The sequence below is a fragment of the Streptomyces sp. UC4497 genome (assembly GCF_054871485.1).
This window is the reverse complement of record NZ_JBTYHB010000006.1, coordinates 100,174-120,005: the sequence shown is the minus strand read 5'-3', so window position 1 is coordinate 120,005 and position 19,832 is coordinate 100,174. Positions and strand designations below refer to the sequence as shown.

The window sequence follows — 19,832 nt, the reverse complement described above, 5'->3', positions numbered from 1 at the left end:
GAAGTGCCGGAAGTGGGAAGGTCCGTTCCGGCTCAACGGCGCGTGGGGTGCACGCGCCGCCGCTCACTCGTGCTTGTCCGCCACCCCGTACGCCCCCACACTCCACAACGAAATCCCGTACTGCGTCGCCCTCTTGTCCCCCACGACCCGCACGAAGCGCACGTCCTTCGCGTCCATGCGGACCGACTCGTGGCCGCCCTGGCCGTCCCGGACGGTCGCCGCCGTGCGCCAGGTGCGGCCGTCGGGGGAGGTCTGGACGCGGTAGTGCCTGGCGTAGGCGTCCTGCCAGTGGAGGGTGACCAGGCCGAGGCGGGTGGGCTCGGTGAGTTCCACCTGCCACCATTCGCCGTCCTTCACGGGGGAGGACCAACGGGTCGACGTCTTGCCGTCGTTGGCGGCCTTCGCCGGGAAGTCCGGGGTCTCGTCCGCCGAGGAGGAGGCCTTGCCGGAGCGGGCCAGGTCGGGGCCTGCCGTGCGGGGGTAGGCGCGGACCGAGAGGGTGCGGGTCTCGTCGCCGAAGGTGAAGGGGATGGTGTACGTGCCCGCGGGGGTGTGCGGGGGGACTGTTACCTCGACGGGTACGTCGACCTGTGTGCCGCGCGGGAGTTCGGACTGGCGCGGGAGGTCGACCTTGATGCCGTGCGGGGCCTTCGTCGTCAGGCGGCCGCGTACGGCGCCCGGGCGTTGGGCCGTCAGATGGGCCGTCAGGCGCTGGGGTGCGCCGCCGATTTCGGCGTCGGTCTCCGTGCGGGCCAGGGTGACGGAGGCCGCGGGGGAGTCCGCGTACCAGGGCACCACGTGGGTCACCGCGTCGCTCGACGCGCCCGTGACGCGTACCGCGTCCGCGCGGGTGTTGTGGGCGTCCAGCTCCGTGAAGCCGCCGTCCGTGAGCGCGCCGATCCGCTTCCAGCCCTCGCCGGGGGCGTGCGCCTCGACCGTGCCGGAGGTGCCGGGGTCGGCGAGGACGGTGACCGTGGACAGGGCGCGGGCGCGCGGGAGTTCGGCCTTCGCGCCCTTCGACGCGTCCGCGCGGTCCGTGCCCGACCAGGAGGCGAACTCCTTCTCGGCCTTCGTCAGGAAGGGGTCCAACACTCCCTTGCCGACCGTGACGTTCGACTTTTTCAGGTCCTTGCGGAGGGACGACAGGCGGCGTGCCGCCTTCCACGCGGCCGCCTTGTCGTCGCGGCTCGCCGCCTCCAGCATGTCGACCGCGGCCTCGCCCGCCTGCCCGTAGCGGCCCAACTTGTCGGCCCAGGGCCGGACTTCGGAGTCGATGTCCGTGCCGTCGAGGACAGACGGCGTGCGCCGCATCTGGGTGAACGCGTCGCGCAGGGCCACCGCCGTCTTCTTGGTGCTGTCCGCGTCCGTCGTCGTGCGCGCCTTCCGGAACGCCGAGATCAGCGGCTTCAGATACGCCGACTCGTCCGCGCCGAGCACCGACGACGCGTCGTTGCCCGCGAGGGCGGCGAGCGCCTCCTCGGTCCGCTCGTCGCCGTCCGCCAGATCGTCGATCGCCGCCTGCCAGGACTCCTGCGCCCGGTAGTCGCGCGGGTTCCAGGCGTAGTCCGCGGTCGTGAACAGCGGGATGCGGGAGGCCGCGGGCTGCTCCATCGCCGTGGCGAGGACCGCCGCGGAACCGGAGGCCACGGCGGGCTCCCGGCCCATGTACGGGCCCAGGAATATCCGGTCCTGCGCGTAGTCGTTGACCGGGTAGTTGTCCATCGTGAGCAGCTTGTGCCCGCCGCCGAACGCGCCCTGTACGCCCGCCAGTTCACCGCCGGTGATCGTGCGCGGCACCACGCCGACGCCCGTCCACGCGACCTCCACCGCGTCGTCCAGATCGCGGGCGAGCGCCGTGCGGTACTCCGTCGTGCCGTCCTGGTAGTACTCGGTCGGCATCAGGGACAGCGGGCCCGCGCCCGGGTGCCGGGCCGCGAGGTGCTTCGCCACCGCGTTCGCGACCTTCGCCTGCGCCTTCGCCGCGGAGTCGGGGCCGGAGCCAAACTCCCGCGCGTCCGAAGCGCAGTGCCACTCGCTGTACGACACGTCCTGGAACTGGAGCTGGAAGGCCCGCACCCCGAGCGCCCACATCGCGTCGAGCTTGCGGGTGAGCGCCTTGATGTCGTCCGGCGACGACATGCACATCGCCTGACCCGGGGCCACGGCCCAGCCGAGCGTCACATGGTTGGCGCGGGCCCGCTCGGCGAGCCTGCGGAAGTCGGCGCGCTGATCGGCCGGGTACGTCTCGCGCCAGCGGGCCTGGCGGTACAGATCGTCGCCGGGCGCGTACAGATAGCGGTTCTGCTTGGTGCGGCCCATGAAGTCGAGCTGGTCCAGGCGCTGCTCCGTCGTCCACGGCGTGCCGTAGAAACCCTCGGTCAGACCGCGTACGGCCGTGCCCGGCCAGTCCCGTACGACAACCCCCGCGACGGTCCGCCCCTCGATCAGCTGCCGGAACGTCTGCGCCGCGTGGAACAGGCCGTCGTCGCCGATGCCCTCGATGGCGACCGTCGGCGTCCCCGCCGCGCGGCCCACGGCGAGCCGGTAGCCGCCGGACGGCAGATCGCCGCGGGCGCTCGCGCCGAGGCCCCGCAGGGTCGCGTCGAGCGGGCCCGTCCGCCCCTTTCCCGAGTCGGGGCGGTAGTCGCCCGCGCCCGCCCTGGCCTGCGGGGACTCGGTGGCGAGCCGCACCACGAGCCGCGCGCCGCGAGGCACGTCGTGCTCGGCGGAGACCTGCCGGATGTCCCGCGCCCCCGCGCCCTTCAGTGCCTTGCTCAGCGCGTCCACGGCGTACGGGTCGGAACCCGGCGGCACCAGGAGCGTCACCTCGTCCGGGACCGCGACCCCGTCCGCATCGTCCGAAGCCTTGAGGGACTGCGGCCGCGGCCACACCGCGGGCAGCTTCGCGTCCGACTTCAGGTCCCCGGTGGTCGTCCCCGGCGTCGGGGGAGCGGCCACGGCCCCCGTGGCCCCGCCCAGCGTCCCGGCGATGACGGCGACCGCGAGGGCGGCCGCCCTCTTCCTGCGCCGGAGCTGCACGGCGTACTCCCTGTGGTTCGAACCTGACTCAAGAGGCACAAGGATAGAAGGGAGGAAGGCGTCGATGGGCGGTAACCGGCCCTACCGACGAGTTGCCTGGTCGGACGGGATTTTTTTCGGCTGGTCAGGACCTCAGGGAAAGTTCCTTTCGTTGTACACACTGTGACCAGTAACACGTTGTTCCGTGAAAGAGGCCTGAGCCCGTAGCTTCTGGGTAGGGCTTTCGACTCCCGACGCCTTTCGACGAAGGAGGCCCCCGTGGCCGCATCAGCACAGCTCCTGCTCTCGGCCCTCTCCAAACAGGCGGACCTCAGCATGATCGACGACGCCGACGTCACCAGCACCTGCTCCTTCGAAGCACCCCTCACCAGCGAACCCGCCTTCGCGGACTACGCCCCCCTGACTTCCGAGCCGCCCATGACGGACGAGTCCCCCCTCACTTCCGAGCCCACCCCCACCGGTCTCGCCGCGGGCTGAGCCGATGACGCAGGCCCGGCTCGCCGCACTGCACGGAGTGGCCACCTCCTACTCCCCGGCGCCGGGCCGCACCGTCCACGCCTCGGACGCGGCGGTGGCGGCGGCCCTCGCCGCGCTGGGCGTGGACGTGAGTGCCGATCCCGCCGAGCCGCCCGAGCGGCTGCTGCCGCCGACGGTGGTGGTGTGGGCCGACGGCAGCGTCCCGCGCTGGGTGACGGGCCTGCCCGAAGGGGCCGAGCTGCGGCTGCGCCCGGAGGGCGGGGACCGCTTCGACCCCTGGGACCCCGGCACCGCGACGCCGCCCGGCACGCACCGGCTGCGCGTCGCCACGCCCGACGGGCGCCGCGCCGAGGCCCATCTCATCGCCGCGCCGCCCACCGCCCCGGCCCCGCCGCCGCGCACCCACGGACTGCTCGTCCAGCTCTACTCGCTGCTGTCCACCCGCTCCTGGGGCATGGGCGACCTCGCGGACCTGGCCGACCTGGCGTCCTGGTCGGCCCACACCCACGGCACCGGATTCCTCCAGGTCAACCCGCTGCACGCGGCGGTCCCCGCCGGCCCCGACGGCGGCACGGACCCCTCCCCGTACCGCCCCTCCTCACGCCGCTTCCCCGACCCCGTCCATCTGCGGATCGAGGACATCCCCGAGTACGCGTACGTCCCCCAGCACGCCAGGGAGGCCGCCCGGCTGCGCGAGGCGGTGCTCACCCAGGGCGCGCTGATCGACCGGGACGCGGTGTGGGCGCTGAAGCGGACGGCGCTCGAAGCGATCCACGAGGTGCCGCTCACGCCCGGCCGGCGCGCCTCCTACTGGGACTTCCTCGCCGCGCAGGGCACGGCCCTGGAGGACCACGCCACGTACTGCGCGCTGGCCGAGCGGTACGGCCCCGACTGGCACACCTGGCCGACCGCCCTCCAGGACCCGCGCTCGCCGCAGACCGGTCACGCCCGCCGGGAGCTGATGGACCGCGTCGACTTCCACTGCCGGCTCGCCTGGCTCACGGACGGGCAGCTCGCCGCGGCCCAGCGTGCGGCGCGCGAGGCGGGCATGCCGATCGGGCTCGTGCACGACCTCGCCGTCGGCGTGCACCCCGGCGGCTCCGACGCGTGGGCGCAGCGCGACATCTTCGCGCAGGGCATCAGCGTGGGCGCGCCCCCGGACGCGTTCAACGCGCGCGGCCAGGACTGGGGCCTGCCGCCGTGGCGCCCCGACCGCCTCGCGGAGACCGGCTACGCCGCCTTCCGCGACCTGCTCCGCAATCTGATGCGGCACGCGGGCGCCATCCGCATCGACCACGTGATGGGCCTGTTCCGCCTCTGGTGGATCCCGGAGGGCGAACCCCCGACCGAGGGCTGTTACGTCCACTACGACGCCGAGGCCATGCTCGCCGTGCTGCTCCTGGAGGCCTCGCGCTCGGGCACGTACGTCATCGGGGAGGACCTCGGCACCGTCGAGCCGGGCGTGCGCGGGACGCTGCACGCGCGCGGGGTGCTCGGCACGTCCGTGCTGTGGTTCGAGCGCGACTGGGAGGGCGACGGACGGCCCGTCCCCGCCGAGGCCTGGCGCACGGACTGCGTCGCCACCGCCACCACCCACGACCTGCCGTCCACCGCCGCCCGCCTGAGCGGCGACGACGTACGGCTGCGCGAGCGGCTCGGCCTGTCGTCGGCGAGCGGGGCGGAGGCGGCGGCCGAGGTGGCGGAGTGGCTCGCCCTGTTCGCCCGGATGGGCCTGTGCGAGCACGGGACGCGGGACGAGGAGGAGGCGGTGCGGGCGGTCCACCGGTTCCTGTGGCGCACGCCCGCCCGGATGACGGGGGTGTGGCTGCCCGATCTGGTGGGCGACCGGCGCCCGCAGAACCTGCCCGGCACCTGGGCCGAGTACCCGAACTGGCGGCTGCCCGTCGCCGACGCCGAGGGCCGGCCCGTCACCCTGGAGGAACTGGCCGCGTCCCCTCGCGCGCACGCCCTGCTCGGCGTGTTCGCGGAGGCGTCCGCGGGAGCCGAAGTGCCCCTTACAGGCCCCCCGGACGCGCGGCCCGTTTAGGCGTTCGCTACGTTGGCACCGTGGACAAGAAGAACGCCCTGCGCGCCGGCGCCCTGGCCTCCGGTACGACGCTGATGATGCTGCTGATGTCGTCCCCCGCGCTCGCGCTCACGCGCGACGACGGCGACGACCCGGGTACCGGCCTGAGCGTGATCGAGACGCTCGGCCTCTACGTGGCGACGCCGATCGTCCTGTTCCTGGTGATCGCAGGACTGGTCGCGCTGGGCGACAAGTCCCGCAAGCAGCCGAAGCAGGGCTGAGGCCCGGCTTCCACACGGTTTCCCCGTCGAGGGCCCCCGTCGCGTTCTTTCGCGGCGGGTGCCCTCGACGCGTCTGTACGGGCAGGATGGGCGGGTCGATCCGGGCGTCACCGCATCTGGAGGCCTCATGGACAGCACAGGCTCATCCCGCACCACCGGCTCAGTGATCGTGGTCGGCGCGGGCCCGACCGGACTGCTGCTGGCGGGGGACCTCGCCGCCGCGGGCGTTCCCGTCACCCTGGTCGAGCGGCGCCCCCGCGAGATCAGCAACCTCTCCCGCGCCTTCGCCGTGCACGCCCGCACGCTGGAACAGCTCGACGCGCGGGGGCTCGCCGACGAGCTGGAGACGAAGGGCCAACAGCTCCAGCGGCTGCGCCTGTTCGGCAGCCTCGTCCTCGAACTGGGCGAGCTGCCCTCGCGCTTCAACCACCTCCTCGTCGTCCCGCAGTACGAGGTCGAGAGGCTCCTGGAGCGGCGGGCCGTCGACGCCGGGGTCACCTTCGCGTACGAGACCGAGGTGACGGGCCTGGCGCAGGACGCGGACGGCGTCACGCTCCACGTACGTACGCAGGGGGAGTCGAAGGACCTGCGTGCGGCGTACGTCGTCGGCACCGACGGAATGCGCAGCACCGTGCGCACGGCGGTGGGGCTTCCGTTCCCGGGCAAGTCCGTCATCCGCTCGGTCGTCCTCGCCGACGTCCGGCTCGGCGAGCAGCCCGACAACGTGCTCACCGTGAACACGGTCGGCGACGCCTTCGCCTTCATCGCCCCGTTCGGTGACGGCTACTACCGGGTGATCGCCTGGAACCGCGCGCACGACGTGTCGGACGACGCCCCGCTCGACCTCGAAGAGATCAAGGAGACCGCCCGGCTCGCCCTCGGCCAGGACTACGGCATGCACGACGCCCGCTGGATGTCCCGCTTCCACAGCGACGAACGCCAGGCGCCGAAGTACCGCGTGGGCCGGGTGCTGCTGGCCGGGGACGCCGCCCACGTGCACACCCCGGCGGGCGGCCAGGGCATGAACACGGGCCTTCAGGACGCGGCGAACCTCGGCTGGAAACTGGCGGCGGTGGCGGGCGGCCGGGCGACCGATGAGCTCCTGGACACCTACGAGTCGGAGCGCCACCCCGTCGGCAAGGCGGTGCTGCGCAGCAGCGGCGGCCTGGTCCGGCTCGCGATGGCCAAGCGGCCCTGGACGCTCGCGGCCCGCTCGGTCCTCGCCACCGCCGTTACCCGCGCCCGCCCCGCCCGCACCCGCGCCGTCGGCCAGATCACCGGCATCGGCTTCCGCTACCCGGCCCCCAGGGGCGCCCACCCGCTCGTCGGCAGGCGCGTCCCCGACGTCGCGCTCCAGGGTGGGACCCGGCTCTACGAGGCCCTGCGCGCGGGCGAGTTCGTCCTGATCCTGCCCCAGGGGGCGCCGGACAAGATGGACGGCCTGCGGGTCGCCCACTGGGCGAGCGAGCGGCGCACCGCGCTCCTGGTGCGGCCCGACGGATACGCGGCGTGGGCCCGCGACCCGGGCAAGGAAGAGGAAGCGGACGAGGGCGCCATTGGGGGAGCCGATGGGGGAGTTAAGTCCACCGACGTCCCCGAGGTGTTCGCCGGATACTCATTGCGGTAACGGCAAGTAGCCGAAGACGCAGTCGAGTTGGGGGAGCCGGGACATGAAGAGGGTCGAGGCGGTCAGGCGGTGCAACCGGCTGTGGTGGCTGTCCATGGTGGCGATGCACTGGTCGGCGATGGTGCACCTCGCGGTGTGGACACCCGTTCCGGGCATGCTGCCCTGGGCCGCGGCGGGCATGCGCCGCGTCGTGGACCGCGAACGGGCCCTCGCGGCCGCGTGGTCGGGCATCGCCGTCGAGGCGACACCCGCGCCGACGGCCGGCAGGGAGAAGGAGAGCTTCGGGCCGCTCGCCCGCTACCGCTGGGTGTTCGGGGACGCCCAGCGGTTCCGCGAGTGGCGCTGGACCACGATGTACTCCTTCGTCGGCGGCCTCATCGCCTGCCTGCCCGGCGCGCTCGTCCTGTACGGACTGTGGGGCCTCTTCCTCGCCGTCTTCGGCTCCTACCTGGCGCGGGACGCCGGCTGGGAGGGCCTCTGGTACATGTTCGTCCACGTCGAGGACGTCCCGACGGGCCTGATGGCGGGCCTGCTCGGCCTCGGCGTCGGCAAGGTCGGCCTGTGGCTCGCGCCCGGCAGCGTCGACTGCCACGCCCGCTTCGTCCGCTCGACGCTCTCCCCGAGTGGGCAGGAGCTGATGGCGGCCCGCATCGCCCACCTGTCCGCGACCCGCACCGACGCCGTGGACACCTCCGCCGCCGAACTGCGCCGTATCGAGCGGGACCTGCACGACGGGGCGCAGGCCCGCCTCGTCGCGATGGGCATGACCCTGGACGCCGCCGAGCACCGTCTGAACGACGACCCGGAAGCCGTCAGGGCGCTCCTCGCGGAGGCCCGCGCCTCCTCGTCCGCGGCGCTCCAGGAACTGCGCGACCTGGTCCGCGGCATCCATCCGCCGGTCCTCGCCGACCGTGGACTCGCCGACGCCGTAAGGTCGTTGGCGCTGCTCAGCCCGTTGGCGGCGGAGGTCACGGTCGACCTGCCGGCCCGCCCGGAGGCCCCGGTCGAATCGGCGGTCTACTTCGCGGTCGCCGAGACCGTGACGAACGCGGCCAAGCACGCGGAGGCCGAGCGCCTGTGGATCGACATCACCTACGACGCGGGGACCGGGTCCCTGCGCGTCGGCGTCGTCGACGACGGCCGCGGCGGCGCGGACCCGGCCCGGGGCAGCGGCCTCGCCGGCATCGAGCGGCGGCTCGCCACCTTCGACGGCGTCCTCGCCGTCAACAGTCCGGCCGGTGGCCCGACCCAGATCTCGATGGAGGTGCCGTGCGCGTTGTCGTCGCCGAAGACCACTTCCTGCTGAGGGACGGTCTCGTGCGGCTCCTCGGCGCGTACGGGCACGAGGTCGTCGCCGCCGTGGACAACGGCCCGGAGCTGCGCAAGGCCCTCGTCGCCGAGCGTCCCGACGTCGCGATCGTCGACGTACGGCTGCCGCCGGACTTCAGTGACGAGGGCCTGCGCGCGGCCCTGGAAGCGCGCGAACAGGTGCCGGGGCTACCGGTGTTGCTGCTCTCGCAGTACGTGGAGCCCCTGTACGCAAGGGAGTTGCTGGCGGACGGCGCGGGCGCGGTCGGATACGTACTGAAGGACCGGGTCACGAACGGCCCCGAGTTCCTGCGCACCATCGAGCAGGTGGCGGGCGGCGGCACGGCGATGGACCCCGAGGTGGTGTCGAAGCTGCTCGCCCGCAAGGTCCGCGACCGGCGGCTCGGCTCCCTGACCGGCCGCGAGCGCGAGGTGCTGGCGCTGCTCGCGCAGGGCAGGTCGAACGCGGGGGTGGCCGAGACCCTGGTCGTCACGGAGAAGGCCGTCACCAAGCACATCGGCAACATCTTCACCAAGCTCGGCCTGTATCCGGGTGAGAGCGACAATCGGCGGGTGCTGGCGGTGTTGGCGTACCTGGAGGGCTAGCTCGGCGGGCCGGCTTGGCGGGCTGGTGTTCGTTCAGTAATTCTGAACGTAAGCGGCGGAAACTTTCGATGGACGTGATGGGTGGGGCGCTGCGACGGTAATGGGGCAACGGAACCCGATCGAGAGAGGCCCCAGCCCTGATGGCAGTCCTGGACCGTACCCGCACCCGTACCTCGGTGGAGCCGAAAGCGGCCGGCGGGCTCGGCGTCGGCCTCGCGCTCGCCGCGCTCGCGACGGTCGTCTGGTCCGGCAGCTTCGTCACCGCGCGCGGGCTGCACGACAGCGTGCCGCCGATCCAGCACGCGTTCTGGCGCTGGGTGGTGGCGATCGTGGCGGTGGCGCCGTTCGGGGTGCGGGCGGCCTGGTGTCAACGGGCTTTGCTGCGGCGGCACTTGGGGTTCGTGGCGCTGGCCTCGCTGCTCGGCATCGCGGTCTACAACACCCTCGTCAACCAGGCCGGCATGACGACCTCCGCCGGCAACATGGGCATGATCATGGCCGCGTCGCCGGTGCTCATGGCGGTGTACGAGCGGCTCGGCGGGGCGCGGTTGGGGCCGCGCCGGGTGGCCGGAACGCTGATCGCCTGCGCGGGGGTCGTCCTCCTCGTCAGCAAGGGCTCCCTCACGCCCGACTTCGCGCCCGGCGACCTCTGGGTGGTCGCCGCGGCCGTCTGCTTCGGCTCGTACAGCGCGCTGCTGCGCCGCAAGCCGCGCGAACTCGGCGGTGTCGCCTTCCTGTTCGCGACCTTCGTGCTCGGCGCGCTGATGCTGCTGCCCGTGTACGCGGCGAGCGTGGCGGTGCAGGGCGGCTTCGAGGTGCGGGCGGGCACGGTGCTGCCGCTGCTGTACGTGGGCGTGGTGTCGTCGGCCGTCGCCTTCTTCGCGTGGAACAAGGCGATCGCGATGGTGGGGGCGGCGCGGGCGGGCGTCGTGTACTACCTCCAGCCGGTGTGCGTGGCCGCGCTGTCGTACGTCGTCCTCGGGGAGTCGATGGGGTGGGCGCAGGTGGGGTGCATGGTGCTGATCCTGGGCGGGGTGGTGCTGGCGTCGGTGGCCTCACCGCGATTTGCCGAACCGGCAACAAGGCGGGGGGCCGGGCGGTCGTAGCGGCAGGATCGAAGGGTGACGTGGAGTTCCCCGGAGCTGGAGGAAACGATGCCGGACCTGCCTGTTCTGCCTGACCTGTCCGACCTGCCCGAGCCGATCCACCGCCTTGTGCCCTCGCCGGCGGGCCGTACTCATCTCGTGGAGCAGGGGACGGGGCCGCTCGTCCTGCTGCTGCACGGGTTCCCGGAGTCCTGGTATTCGTGGCGGCGGCAGCTTCCGGTGCTTGCCGCCGCCGGGTTCCGGGCGGTCGCGATCGACGTACGGGGGTACGGGCGGTCGTCGCGGCCCGACGACATCGCCGCGTACCGGATGCTGGAGCTCGTCGAGGACAACGTCGCGGTGGTCCGTGCCCTCGGCGAGGAGTCGGCGGTCGTGATCGGTCACGACTGGGGTGCGAACATCGCGGCCACCTCCGCGTTGGTCCGTCCGGACGTCTTCCGGGCGGTGGGGCTGCTGAGCGTGCCGTACGCGCCGCGGGGCGGGCCGCGGCCCAGTGAGGTGTTCGCCCAGATGGGAGGCGGCGAGGAGGAGTTCTACGTCTCGTACTTCCAGGAGCCGGGGCGCGCGGAGGGGGAGATCGAGCCGGATGTGCGGAGGTGGCTGGGCGGGATCTACGCCGCGCTCTCCGCGGACACGATGCCGGGGGCCGGTGCGCCCGACCCGCACTTCGTTGCGCGTGGCGGGCTGATGCGGGACCGGTTCCCCGGGGGTCGGCCGGGGTGGCTCAGTGACGATGAACTCGACGTGTACGCGGGGGAGTTCGAGCGTACGGGGATGGGGGGCGCGCTTGCCCGGTACCGGAACATGGACCGGGACTGGGAGGACCTGGAGGCGTACGACGGTGCGGCGATCGGGCAGCCGTCCTTGTTCATCGGTGGGGGTGGGGACGCGTCGACGACGTGGCTGGCGGAGGCGATTGCCGCGTACCCGAAGACGTTGCCGGGTCTTGTGGGGTCCCACGTGTTGCCCGGGGCGGGGCACTGGCTCCAGCAGGAGCGTCCCGCGGAGGTCAACGGGTTGCTGGTGGAGTGGCTGAGGGGTCTCGGGTAACCACACCGCCCTCCGGCCACGGGGCTCCGCCCCGGACCCCGCGGGCTCCCGTTCGAAAGGCGGGGCTGGAAAGATCGGGGCTCGGCCTCGGACGCCGCGGTCGTGCCGGACCGGCGTTACGGCCTCGGGGCTCCGCCCCGGACCCCGCGGGCTCTCGTTCGAAAGGCGGGGCTGATTTTGCCGAAGCGGTGTTGCGGTCCGGGGGTGCCGTCCCGACCGGGCCGACTTCACCGAACCGGGGTTACGGCCGCGGGGCTCTGCCCCGGACCCCGCTGCTCAATCGCCGCAGGGGCTTGATTTACCCACCCGCAGGCGATCGCCCGGCTCCCGCCCATCTCCCACCCCCCCGCCCCCTCCGGGGGCGTCGGCCCGACGGGGTGCCGCCACCGCCTTGGGCAATCTGCCGCCTGGGGCGGCAGGGTGGGCAAGGCGGCACCCCGGTGCAGGCTGCACATACAGAGGGCGCCGGCCACGGAACCGCCCCTGGGATCCGGCCCACGGCAGGCGGGCTACGGTCGGGGCGTGAGTGCGATGCGTAGGGCCCAGGTGGGCGAGGTTATGGAGCGGCGGCAGGTAGCCGTTTATCTGGGGGCCCTGGCGGTCGGCGCCCTGGTCGGGCTCGTTGCGCCCAGCGGCGTCGGGGCCGGCCTTGAGCGTGCCATCAACCCTGTACTCGCCGCGCTCCTCTACGTCACATTCCTCCAGGTCCCCGCCGCGGAACTGCTCCGCTCGCTGCGCGCCGGACGCTTCCTGGCCGCCGCCCTCACGGTCAACTTCATCGTCGTCCCGCTGGTCGTCGCCGCGATGTTCACGTTCCTCCCCGACGCCCAGGCCGTCCGCCTCGGCGTGCTCCTCGTGCTGCTCTGCCCCTGCGTCGACTACGTGATCGTCTTCAGCGGCCTCGCGGGCGGCGCGAGTCAGCGGCTGCTCGCGGCGACGCCGTTGCTGCTGCTCGCGCAGATGGTGCTGCTGCCGGGGTATCTGTACCTGTTCATGGGCGCGGGGCTGAGCGACCTCGTCGAGGCGGGGCCGTTCGTCGAGGCGTTCCTCACGCTCATCGTCGTGCCGCTGGCCCTCGCCTGGCTCACCCAGGCATGGGCCGCCCGCCGCCCGGCCGGGCAGCGCTTCTCCGACACCGTGGGCATCACGATGGTGCCGCTCATGGCCGCCACCCTGCTGACGGTCGTCGCCTCCCAGATCCCCAAGCTGGACGACAACCTCGGGGACGTGGCGCGCGTCGTGCCGTTCTACGTGCTGTTCCTGCTGGTGATGGCGTTCGCGGGGCGCGCCGTGGCCCGCCTCTACCGGCTCGACGTGCCCTCAGGACGGGCGGTCGTGTTCACCGGCGCCACCCGCAACTCCCTCGTCGTCCTGCCCCTCGCCCTGTCCCTGCCGGACCCGCTGGCCGTCGCCGCGGTGGTCGTCGTCACCCAGACGCTCGTCGAGGTCGTCGGCATGGTGGTCTACGTACGGGCCGTCCCGCGGCTGCTCGCCTGAGGCCTCAGTTCCATCAGCGGAAGCATGCGGCCGAGGATCGAGCCCAGTGCGCCTTCGAGCGCAGCGCGAGCGCCGACAGCGGTTCCGCCTCGTCGGGGCGGGCCGGGCGGAGGCGTACGGAGGGCGGAGTGGGGGTCATGGGGTCAGCGTAGGGCGCGGCCGTGAGCGGATACGTTGTGGCGTATGAGCGGTGAGAAGCGAGTGCCGGGACCTGACCGGTGGGACGTGAAGAAGCTGGTGATCCTGCGCACCCTGCGGGAGTGCGGCACCGTCACCGCCACCGCGCAGACGCTGCTCATGACGCCGTCCGCCGTCTCGCAGCAGCTCACCAACCTCGCCAAGCAGCTCGGCGTGCCGCTCCTGGAGGCGCAGGGGCGGCGGGTGCGGCTGACCGACGCCGCGCAGCTCGTACTGCGGCACGCGGAGGCCGTGTTCGCCCAACTGGAGCGCGCCGACGCCGAGTTGGCGCAGTGGGTGCACGGGGAGACGGGGACCGTGCGGGTCGCCGCGTTCTCCACCGCCGTGCCCGCGCTCGTGGTGCCCGCCGTGCGGCAACTGCGCTCCGCGCACCCCGGCATCACCGTCCGGGTGCGGGAGGCGGAGGCCGGGCAGGCGTACGAGCTGCTCGCCACCGGCGACGTGGACCTCGCCCTGTCGCTGGCCGCGCACGCGCCGACGCCCCGCGACCCCAAGTTCACGCGGGTGCCGCTGCTCGCCGACCCGCTGGACGTCGCGCTGCCGGTGGGCCATCCGCTGGCGGGCGAGCCGGGCCTGCGGCTCGCCGATCTCGCCGGTGAGCCGTGGATCTTCGGCGGGTCCGGGCCCTGGTCGGAGATCACGACGGCCGCGTGCGAGGCCGCCGGGTTCGTGCCGGAGCAGGCGCACAGCGCGGCCGGGTGGACCGCGATCCTCGCCATGGTCGAGGCCGGGATGGGGGTCGCGCTGGTGCCGCGGATGGCGGCGGCGCGCCGGGACGGCGTCGTGATGTGCCCGCTCGGCGCGGACCGTCCCGTACGGCATGTGGTGGCGGCCGTACGGAAGGGGTCGGAGGAGGGGGCGGCGGTGCGCAGGGTCCTGGAAGCGCTGACCGTTCAGCAGAACTGACAGCCTGACCGTTCAGCAGAACCGACAAGCCGACCGTTCAGCAGAACTGAAAGGCCACCTCGAAAACTTTCGATGGACCTGTCGGCTCCTCGCGCCCGACAGTGGGTCCATGACCCAGACGACACCCGCTCGGAACCAGGACCAGGACCCGCACGCCAACGACGCCGCCCCCTACGGAGGCGGCGACCCGTACGCCGACTACCGCACCTTCGGTGACGCCGACGCCTTCAGTGAGCTCGTCGACCTCGCCGACCGGCGGCTCGGCGGCGGTGTCATCGCCGCGAACGACGAGTTCTTCGCGATGCGCGAGAACCTGCTGCTGCGCGAGCGGGCCGTCTTCGACCCGGAGCACTTCGGGCACAAGGGCAAGGTCATGGACGGCTGGGAGACCCGCAGGCGGCGGGGGACCGCGGACTCCCCGTTCCCGGCGCCCGAGGACCACGACTGGGCCATCGTGCGGCTCGGCGCGCCCGGCGTCGTCCGCGGCGTGATCGTCGACACCGCCCACTTCCGCGGCAACTACCCGCAGAAGGTCAGCATCCAGGCCACGAACGTGCCCGGCGCCCCCGGCCCCGCGGAGCTGCTCGCCGACGACGTGAAGTGGGAGGAGATCGTCCCGAAGAGCCAGGTCAAGGGCCACGCGGCGAACGCCTTCACGGTCACGTCGGAGCGCCGCTACACGCACCTGCGCGTCTGCCAGCACCCCGACGGCGGCATCGCCCGCCTCCGCGTGCACGGCGAGGTCGTCCCCGACCCCGAGTGGCTCGACCTGCTCGGCACGTTCGACCTGGCCTCGGTGCTCAACGGCGGTTCCTACGAGGACGCGTCCGACAAGTTCTACTCCTCGCCGACGCAGATCATCCTGCCGGGCACCTCGCGCAAGATGGACGACGGCTGGGAGAACCGCCGCCGCCGCGTCCACGGCACCAACGACTGGGTCCGCTTCCGCCTCGCGGCGCAGGGCACCATCCGCGCCGTCGAGATCGACACCGCCTATCTGAAGGGCAACTCGGCGGGCTGGATAGCCCTGAGCGGCCGTGACGGCGAGACCGGCGAGTGGTTCGAGATCATTCCCCGCACCAAGCTGGAGCCCGACACCCTGCACCGCTTCCCGCTCCCGAAGGAGGCCGTGGCCACCCACGTACGCCTCGACGCGTTCCCCGACGGCGGCGTGGCCCGCATGCGCGTCCACGGCTCGCTGACGGACACGGGCCGCCAGGCACTGCGCGACCGCTTCACGCAGTAACGGTTCACTGCCGTCCGATCATCGCCCGAATCGCCCGAAACGGAGAAGGGGGCGCCGGCCAGACCATGGCCGGCGCCCCCTTCCCGTATCCCGCGGAGCGTTACGCGTCCGCGTCCTGCGCCTTCAGTGCGCGCTCGACGCCCGCACGCGACTCCGACACCAGGCGGCGCAGCGCCGCGCTCGGCTCGGCGGACGACAGCCACTCGTCCGTCGCGGTCAGCGTCTCCTGGGAGACCTGGATCGACGGGTAGAGGCCGATCGCGATCTGCTGCGCCATCTCGTGGGAGCGGGAGTCCCAGACGGACTTCAGCGCCGCGAAGTACTTCTGCGTGTACGGCTCGAGCAGCTCGCGCTGGTCGGTCTGGACGAAGCCGCCGATCACCGCCTCCTGCACCGCGTTCGGCAGCTTGTCCTTCTCGACGACCGAGGCCCACGCCTCCGCCTTGGCCTCCGGGGTGGGTCGCGCCGCGCGGGCGCTGGCGGCGTGCCGCTCACCGGCGGCCGTCCTGTCCCGCTCGTACTCCGCGGCGATCTCCGCCTCGTCGTAGCGCCCGACCGCCGCGAGCCGCTGCACGAACGCCCAGCGCAGCTCGGTGTCGACGGCGAGCCCCTCGATCGTCTGAGACCCGTCCAACAGGGCCTCAAGGAGGTCGAGTTGCTCCGGCGTACGGGCGCTCGCCGCGAACGCGCGGGCCCACGCCAGCTGGTGGTCGCTGCCCGCCTCCGCCGTCCGCAGGTGGGTGAGCGCCGCCTCGGTCCAGCGGGTAAGCAGCGCGTCCCGGTGGGCGGGCGCCGCGTACAGGTCGACGGCGAGCTTCACCTGGCGGTGCAGCGACTGCACGACGCCGATGTCGGACTCCTTGCCGACGCCGCTGAGCACCAGGTCCAGGTACGCGCTCGCCGACAGCTCCGCGTCACGCGTCATGTCCCAGGCGGAGGCCCAGCTCAGGGCGCGCGGCAGGGAGGCCTCGAAGTCGCCGAGGTGCTGCGTGACGAACGCGAGGGACTCCTCGTCGAGGCGGACCTTCGCGTACGAGAGGTCGTCGTCGTTGAGCAGGATCACCGCGGGGCGGCGCTTGCCGACCAGCTGCGGCACCTGCGTCGACTCCGTTGCCGTGACGTCGAGTTCGACGCGCTCGCCGCGCAGCAGCTTGCCGGACTCGTCGTCGAGGTCGTAGAAGCCGATCGCGATGCGGTGCGGCCGCAGCGTCGCCTCGCCCTTGGCGCCCTCGGGGAGGGCCGGGGCCTCCTGGCGTACGGCGAAGGAGGTGATGACGCCGTTCGCGTCGGTCTCGATCTCCGGCCGCAGGATGTTGATGCCGGCCGTCTCCAGCCACGCCTTCGACCAGGACTTCAGGTCACGCCCGCTGGTCTCCTCGAGCGCGCCGAGCAGATCGCTCAGCCGCGTGTTCCCGAACGCGTGGCGCTTGAAGTACGCCTGCACGCCCTGGAAGAACTCGTCCATGCCGACGTACGCGACGAGCTGCTTCAGGACGCTCGCGCCCTTCGCGTACGTGATGCCGTCGAAGTTGACGAGCACGTCGTCGAGGTCGCTGATGTCCGCCATGATCGGGTGCGTGGACGGCAGTTGGTCCTGCCGGTACGCCCACGTCTTCATCTGGTTGGCGAACGTCGTCCACGAGTGCGGCCACTTCGAACCCGGCGCGTACGCCTGGCAGGCGGCCTCGGCGAACGTCGCGAACGACTCGTTCAGCCACAGGTCGTTCCACCACTCCATGGTGACCAGGTCGCCGAACCACATGTGGGCCAGCTCGTGCAGGATCGTCGCGGCCCGCACCTCGTACGCGGCGTCGGTCACCTTCGACCGGAACACGTACTGGTCGCGGATGGTGACGGCGCCCGCGTTCTCCATCGCGCCCGCGTTGAACTCGGGAACGAACAGCTGGTCGTACTTGGCGAAGGGGTACGCGTAGTCGAACTTCTCCTGGAACCAGTCGAAGCCCTGCCGCGTCACCGCGAAGATCTCGTCCGAGTCGAGGTACTCGGCGAGCGAGGGCCGGCAGTAGATCCCCAGCGGCACGCTCTGCCCGGTCTCGGCGTTCTCGTACGAGGAGTGGACGCTGTGGTACGGGCCGACGATCAGCGCCGTGATGTACGTCGAGATGCGCGGCGTCGGCTCGAAGGCCCAGACGTCGTCCTTCGGCTCCGGCGTCGGCGAGTTGGAGATCACGGTCCAGCCGCTCGGCGCCTTCACCGTGAACTGGAAGGTGCCCTTGAGGTCGGGCTGCTCGAACGACGCGAACACGCGCCGGGCGTCGGGAACCTCGAACTGCGTGTACAGGTACGCCTGTTGGTCGACGGGGTCGACGAACCGGTGCAGACCCTCACCTGTGTTCGTGTACGCGCAGTCGGCGACGACCTTCAGCTCGTTCGGCCCCGACTCCAGGTGCTTCAGCGCGATCCGCGCGTCACGGAAGACGGCGGCCACGTCCAACGACCGCCCGTTGAGCACCACCTCGTGCACGGCGTCGGCGACGAGGTCGATGAACGTCTCGGCGCCCGCCTCCGCGCTGTCGAAGCGCACGGTGGTCACCGACCGGAACGTGCCGCCCTCTTGCGCGCCGGAGAGGTCGAGATCGATCTCGTACGAGTCAACGGTGAGCAGCTTCGCCCGCTGCTGCGCCTCTTCACGGGTCAGATTGGTGCCAGGCACGCGGTCATCTCCTATTAAGCGGTCTACGTTCTACGTTTGTGACGTTTCCGGTCATCCTTCCACGCGGGGTACGCGAAGGCGATGTCCGTTTCCCGCCGGTGAACACCCGCGCCCGGAGCGAGCCTGGAGCCATGACCAGGTACACCGCACTGCCCATCGACCCGACGGCCCTCAAGGAACTCCGCGCCACCGACGACGCGGGCCGCGCCATGCGTCCCTACACCGCGAGCGGCGACGCCTCGGTCGGCTCGCCGCTGCGCTGCTGCCTGCGCCCCGTCGACGAGGGCGAGCACATCGCCCTCGTCTCGTACGCGCCGCTGCGCCGCTGGGCGGCCCGGACGGGCGCGACCCCCGGCGCGTACGACGAGCAGGGCCCGGTCTTCATCCACGCCGAGGACTGCGGCGGCCCGGCGGACGACCGGTCCGGCTACCCCTTCGCCCGCCCCGGCGCGCTGCGCACTGTACGGCGCTACGACGCCCGCGGGCACATCGCGGGAGGCCGGCTCCTGGAGATCCCGGCGGACGATCCGACGGCCGGCATCGACGCGGCCCTCGACGAGGCGTTCGGTCACCCGGAGGTGGTCCTCGTGCACGTCAGGGCGGTCGAGTACGGCTGCCTGCAGTTCGCCGTGCCGAGGCCCTGAAACGAGCGAGGGGCGGCCACCGGAACCCGGCGACCGCCCCTACGGCGACGTAACGCGGCCTACTTGGCCGACACGTAACGCGGCTTACTTGGCCGACAGCTCCTTGGCCACCAGTTCCGCGATCTGCACCGCGTTCAGCGCGGCGCCCTTGCGGAGGTTGTCGTTGGAGATGAACAGCGCCAGGCCGTTCTCCAGCGTCTCGTCGTTGCGGATGCGGCCCACGTACGACGGGTCCTTGCCGGCCGCCTGGAGCGGCGTCGGGATGTCGGAGAGCTCGACGCCCTCCGCCTTCGCGAGCAGCTCCGTGGCGCGCTCCGGGCTGATCGGGCGGGCGAAGCGGGCGTTGACCTGGAGGGAGTGGCCGGAGAAGACCGGGACACGCACACAGGTGCCGGAGACCTTGAGGTCCGGGATCTCCAGGATCTTGCGGGACTCGTTGCGGAGCTTCTGCTCCTCGTCCGTCTCGTTCAGACCGTCGTCGACGATCGAGCCGGCCATCGGCAGCACGTTGAACGCGATGGGGCGCTTGTAGACGTTCGGCTCCGGGAAGTCGACGGCCTCGCCGTCGTGCGTCAGCTTGTCGGCCTCCGCGATGACCTTCTGCGCCTGGCCGTGCAGCTCGGCCACGCCCGCGAGGCCGGAACCGGACACCGCCTGGTACGTGGCGACGGTCAGGGCCTCGAGGCCCGCCTCGTCGTGCAGCGGACGCAGGACCGGCATCGCGGCCATCGTCGTGCAGTTCGGGTTCGCGATGATGCCCTTGGGGCGGTTCGCGATCGCGTGCGGGTTGACCTCGGAGACGACGAGCGGGACCTCGGGGTCCTTGCGCCAGGCCGAGGAGTTGTCGATCACGACGGGGCCCTGGGAGGCGACCTTCTCGGCGAGGGCCTTGGAGGTGGCGCCACCGGCGGAGAACAGGACGATGTCGAGCCCGCTGTAGTCGGCCGTCGACGCGTCCTCGATCGTCACGCCGTCCAGCACCTTGCCGGCGCTGCGGGCCGAGGCGAACAGGCGCAGCTCGTCGATCGGGAAGTCCCGCTCGACGAGGATCTTGCGCATGACCGTGCCGACCTGACCGGTGGCTCCGACGATTCCGACCTTCACAGGGTCCTCCGTGATTTTCGTGCAAGCGGCCATCCGGCCTGGC

Annotated in this window: 16 protein-coding genes; 12 read left to right on the top strand and 4 right to left on the bottom strand. The window is 72.3% G+C overall.

The annotated features are described in order from the left end of the window. Positions 1-63: 63 nt before the first annotated feature. Entirely contained in the window at positions 64-3,039 is a 2,976-nt protein-coding gene (locus ACYSUO_RS11020) for a beta-N-acetylglucosaminidase domain-containing protein (RefSeq protein WP_461775878.1), read from the bottom strand. A 258-nt stretch (positions 3,040-3,297) separates the two neighbouring features. Between ACYSUO_RS11020 and ACYSUO_RS11015 the strand changes: the two genes are divergently transcribed. From ACYSUO_RS11015 to ACYSUO_RS10975, 9 genes are all read left to right on the top strand, one after another. Beyond that, the gene (locus ACYSUO_RS11015) at positions 3,298-3,516 is read left to right on the top strand and encodes a hypothetical protein (RefSeq protein ID WP_266719575.1); all 219 of its coding nucleotides are present in this window, start codon (positions 3,298-3,300) and stop codon (positions 3,514-3,516) included. A gap of 4 nt (positions 3,517-3,520) precedes the next feature. Next, positions 3,521-5,563 carry a 4-alpha-glucanotransferase gene (malQ, locus tag ACYSUO_RS11010; protein WP_461775877.1) on the top strand — a complete coding sequence of 681 codons (2,043 nt, stop codon included), beginning with the start codon at positions 3,521-3,523 and terminating at the stop codon, positions 5,561-5,563. 20 nt (positions 5,564-5,583) lie between these two features. Then, positions 5,584-5,823 (top strand): hypothetical protein, encoded by a 240-nt coding sequence (locus tag ACYSUO_RS11005; RefSeq protein ID WP_461775876.1) that lies wholly within the window; start codon positions 5,584-5,586, stop codon positions 5,821-5,823. A gap of 127 nt (positions 5,824-5,950) precedes the next feature. Continuing rightward, positions 5,951-7,450 carry an FAD-dependent monooxygenase gene (locus ACYSUO_RS11000; RefSeq protein WP_461775875.1) on the top strand — a complete coding sequence of 500 codons (1,500 nt, stop codon included), beginning with the start codon at positions 5,951-5,953 and terminating at the stop codon, positions 7,448-7,450. A gap of 43 nt (positions 7,451-7,493) precedes the next feature. After that, the gene (locus ACYSUO_RS10995; protein ID WP_461775874.1) at positions 7,494-8,756 is read left to right on the top strand and encodes a sensor histidine kinase; all 1,263 of its coding nucleotides are present in this window, start codon (positions 7,494-7,496) and stop codon (positions 8,754-8,756) included. Further along, complete coding sequence (locus ACYSUO_RS10990; RefSeq protein ID WP_461775873.1) at positions 8,720-9,364, top strand: response regulator; 645 nt, start codon at positions 8,720-8,722, stop codon at positions 9,362-9,364. The genes ACYSUO_RS10995 and ACYSUO_RS10990 overlap by 37 nt, the downstream gene beginning before the upstream one ends. A gap of 140 nt (positions 9,365-9,504) precedes the next feature. After that, positions 9,505-10,470: a DMT family transporter gene (locus tag ACYSUO_RS10985; protein WP_461775872.1), complete on the top strand. Its 966-nt coding sequence runs from the start codon at positions 9,505-9,507 to the stop codon at positions 10,468-10,470. A 48-nt stretch (positions 10,471-10,518) separates the two neighbouring features. Then, positions 10,519-11,520: an alpha/beta hydrolase gene (locus ACYSUO_RS10980; RefSeq protein WP_461776019.1), complete on the top strand. Its 1,002-nt coding sequence runs from the start codon at positions 10,519-10,521 to the stop codon at positions 11,518-11,520. 531 nt (positions 11,521-12,051) lie between these two features. Continuing rightward, positions 12,052-13,017 carry an arsenic resistance protein gene (locus ACYSUO_RS10975; protein WP_461776018.1) on the top strand — a complete coding sequence of 322 codons (966 nt, stop codon included), beginning with the start codon at positions 12,052-12,054 and terminating at the stop codon, positions 13,015-13,017. A gap of 13 nt (positions 13,018-13,030) precedes the next feature. Here the strand turns inward: ACYSUO_RS10975 and ACYSUO_RS10970 are convergent, their stop codons facing one another. Next, entirely contained in the window at positions 13,031-13,156 is a 126-nt protein-coding gene (locus tag ACYSUO_RS10970; protein WP_461775871.1) for a hypothetical protein, read from the bottom strand. A gap of 44 nt (positions 13,157-13,200) precedes the next feature. On the opposite strand from ACYSUO_RS10970, the gene ACYSUO_RS10965 reads away from it, so the two are divergent. Both ACYSUO_RS10965 and alc read left to right on the top strand, forming a co-directional pair. After that, positions 13,201-14,121, top strand: a complete 921-nt coding sequence (locus tag ACYSUO_RS10965; protein ID WP_461775870.1) for a LysR family transcriptional regulator — start codon at positions 13,201-13,203, stop codon at positions 14,119-14,121. A gap of 109 nt (positions 14,122-14,230) precedes the next feature. Continuing rightward, positions 14,231-15,367, top strand: coding sequence for an allantoicase (alc, locus tag ACYSUO_RS10960; protein ID WP_461775869.1), 1,137 nt, complete (start codon positions 14,231-14,233; stop codon positions 15,365-15,367). Between the two features lie 100 nt (positions 15,368-15,467). Here alc and pepN read toward each other — a convergent pair whose 3' ends face one another. Further along, complete coding sequence (gene pepN, locus ACYSUO_RS10955; RefSeq protein WP_461775868.1) at positions 15,468-18,041, bottom strand: aminopeptidase N; 2,574 nt, start codon at positions 18,039-18,041, stop codon at positions 15,468-15,470. A 131-nt stretch (positions 18,042-18,172) separates the two neighbouring features. On the opposite strand from pepN, the gene ACYSUO_RS10950 reads away from it, so the two are divergent. Then, positions 18,173-18,685: a DUF1203 domain-containing protein gene (locus tag ACYSUO_RS10950; protein ID WP_461775867.1), complete on the top strand. Its 513-nt coding sequence runs from the start codon at positions 18,173-18,175 to the stop codon at positions 18,683-18,685. An 84-nt stretch (positions 18,686-18,769) separates the two neighbouring features. Here ACYSUO_RS10950 and ACYSUO_RS10945 read toward each other — a convergent pair whose 3' ends face one another. Continuing rightward, positions 18,770-19,789, bottom strand: coding sequence for an aspartate-semialdehyde dehydrogenase (locus ACYSUO_RS10945; RefSeq protein ID WP_461775866.1), 1,020 nt, complete (start codon positions 19,787-19,789; stop codon positions 18,770-18,772). Between the last annotated feature and the right edge of the window lie 43 nt (positions 19,790-19,832).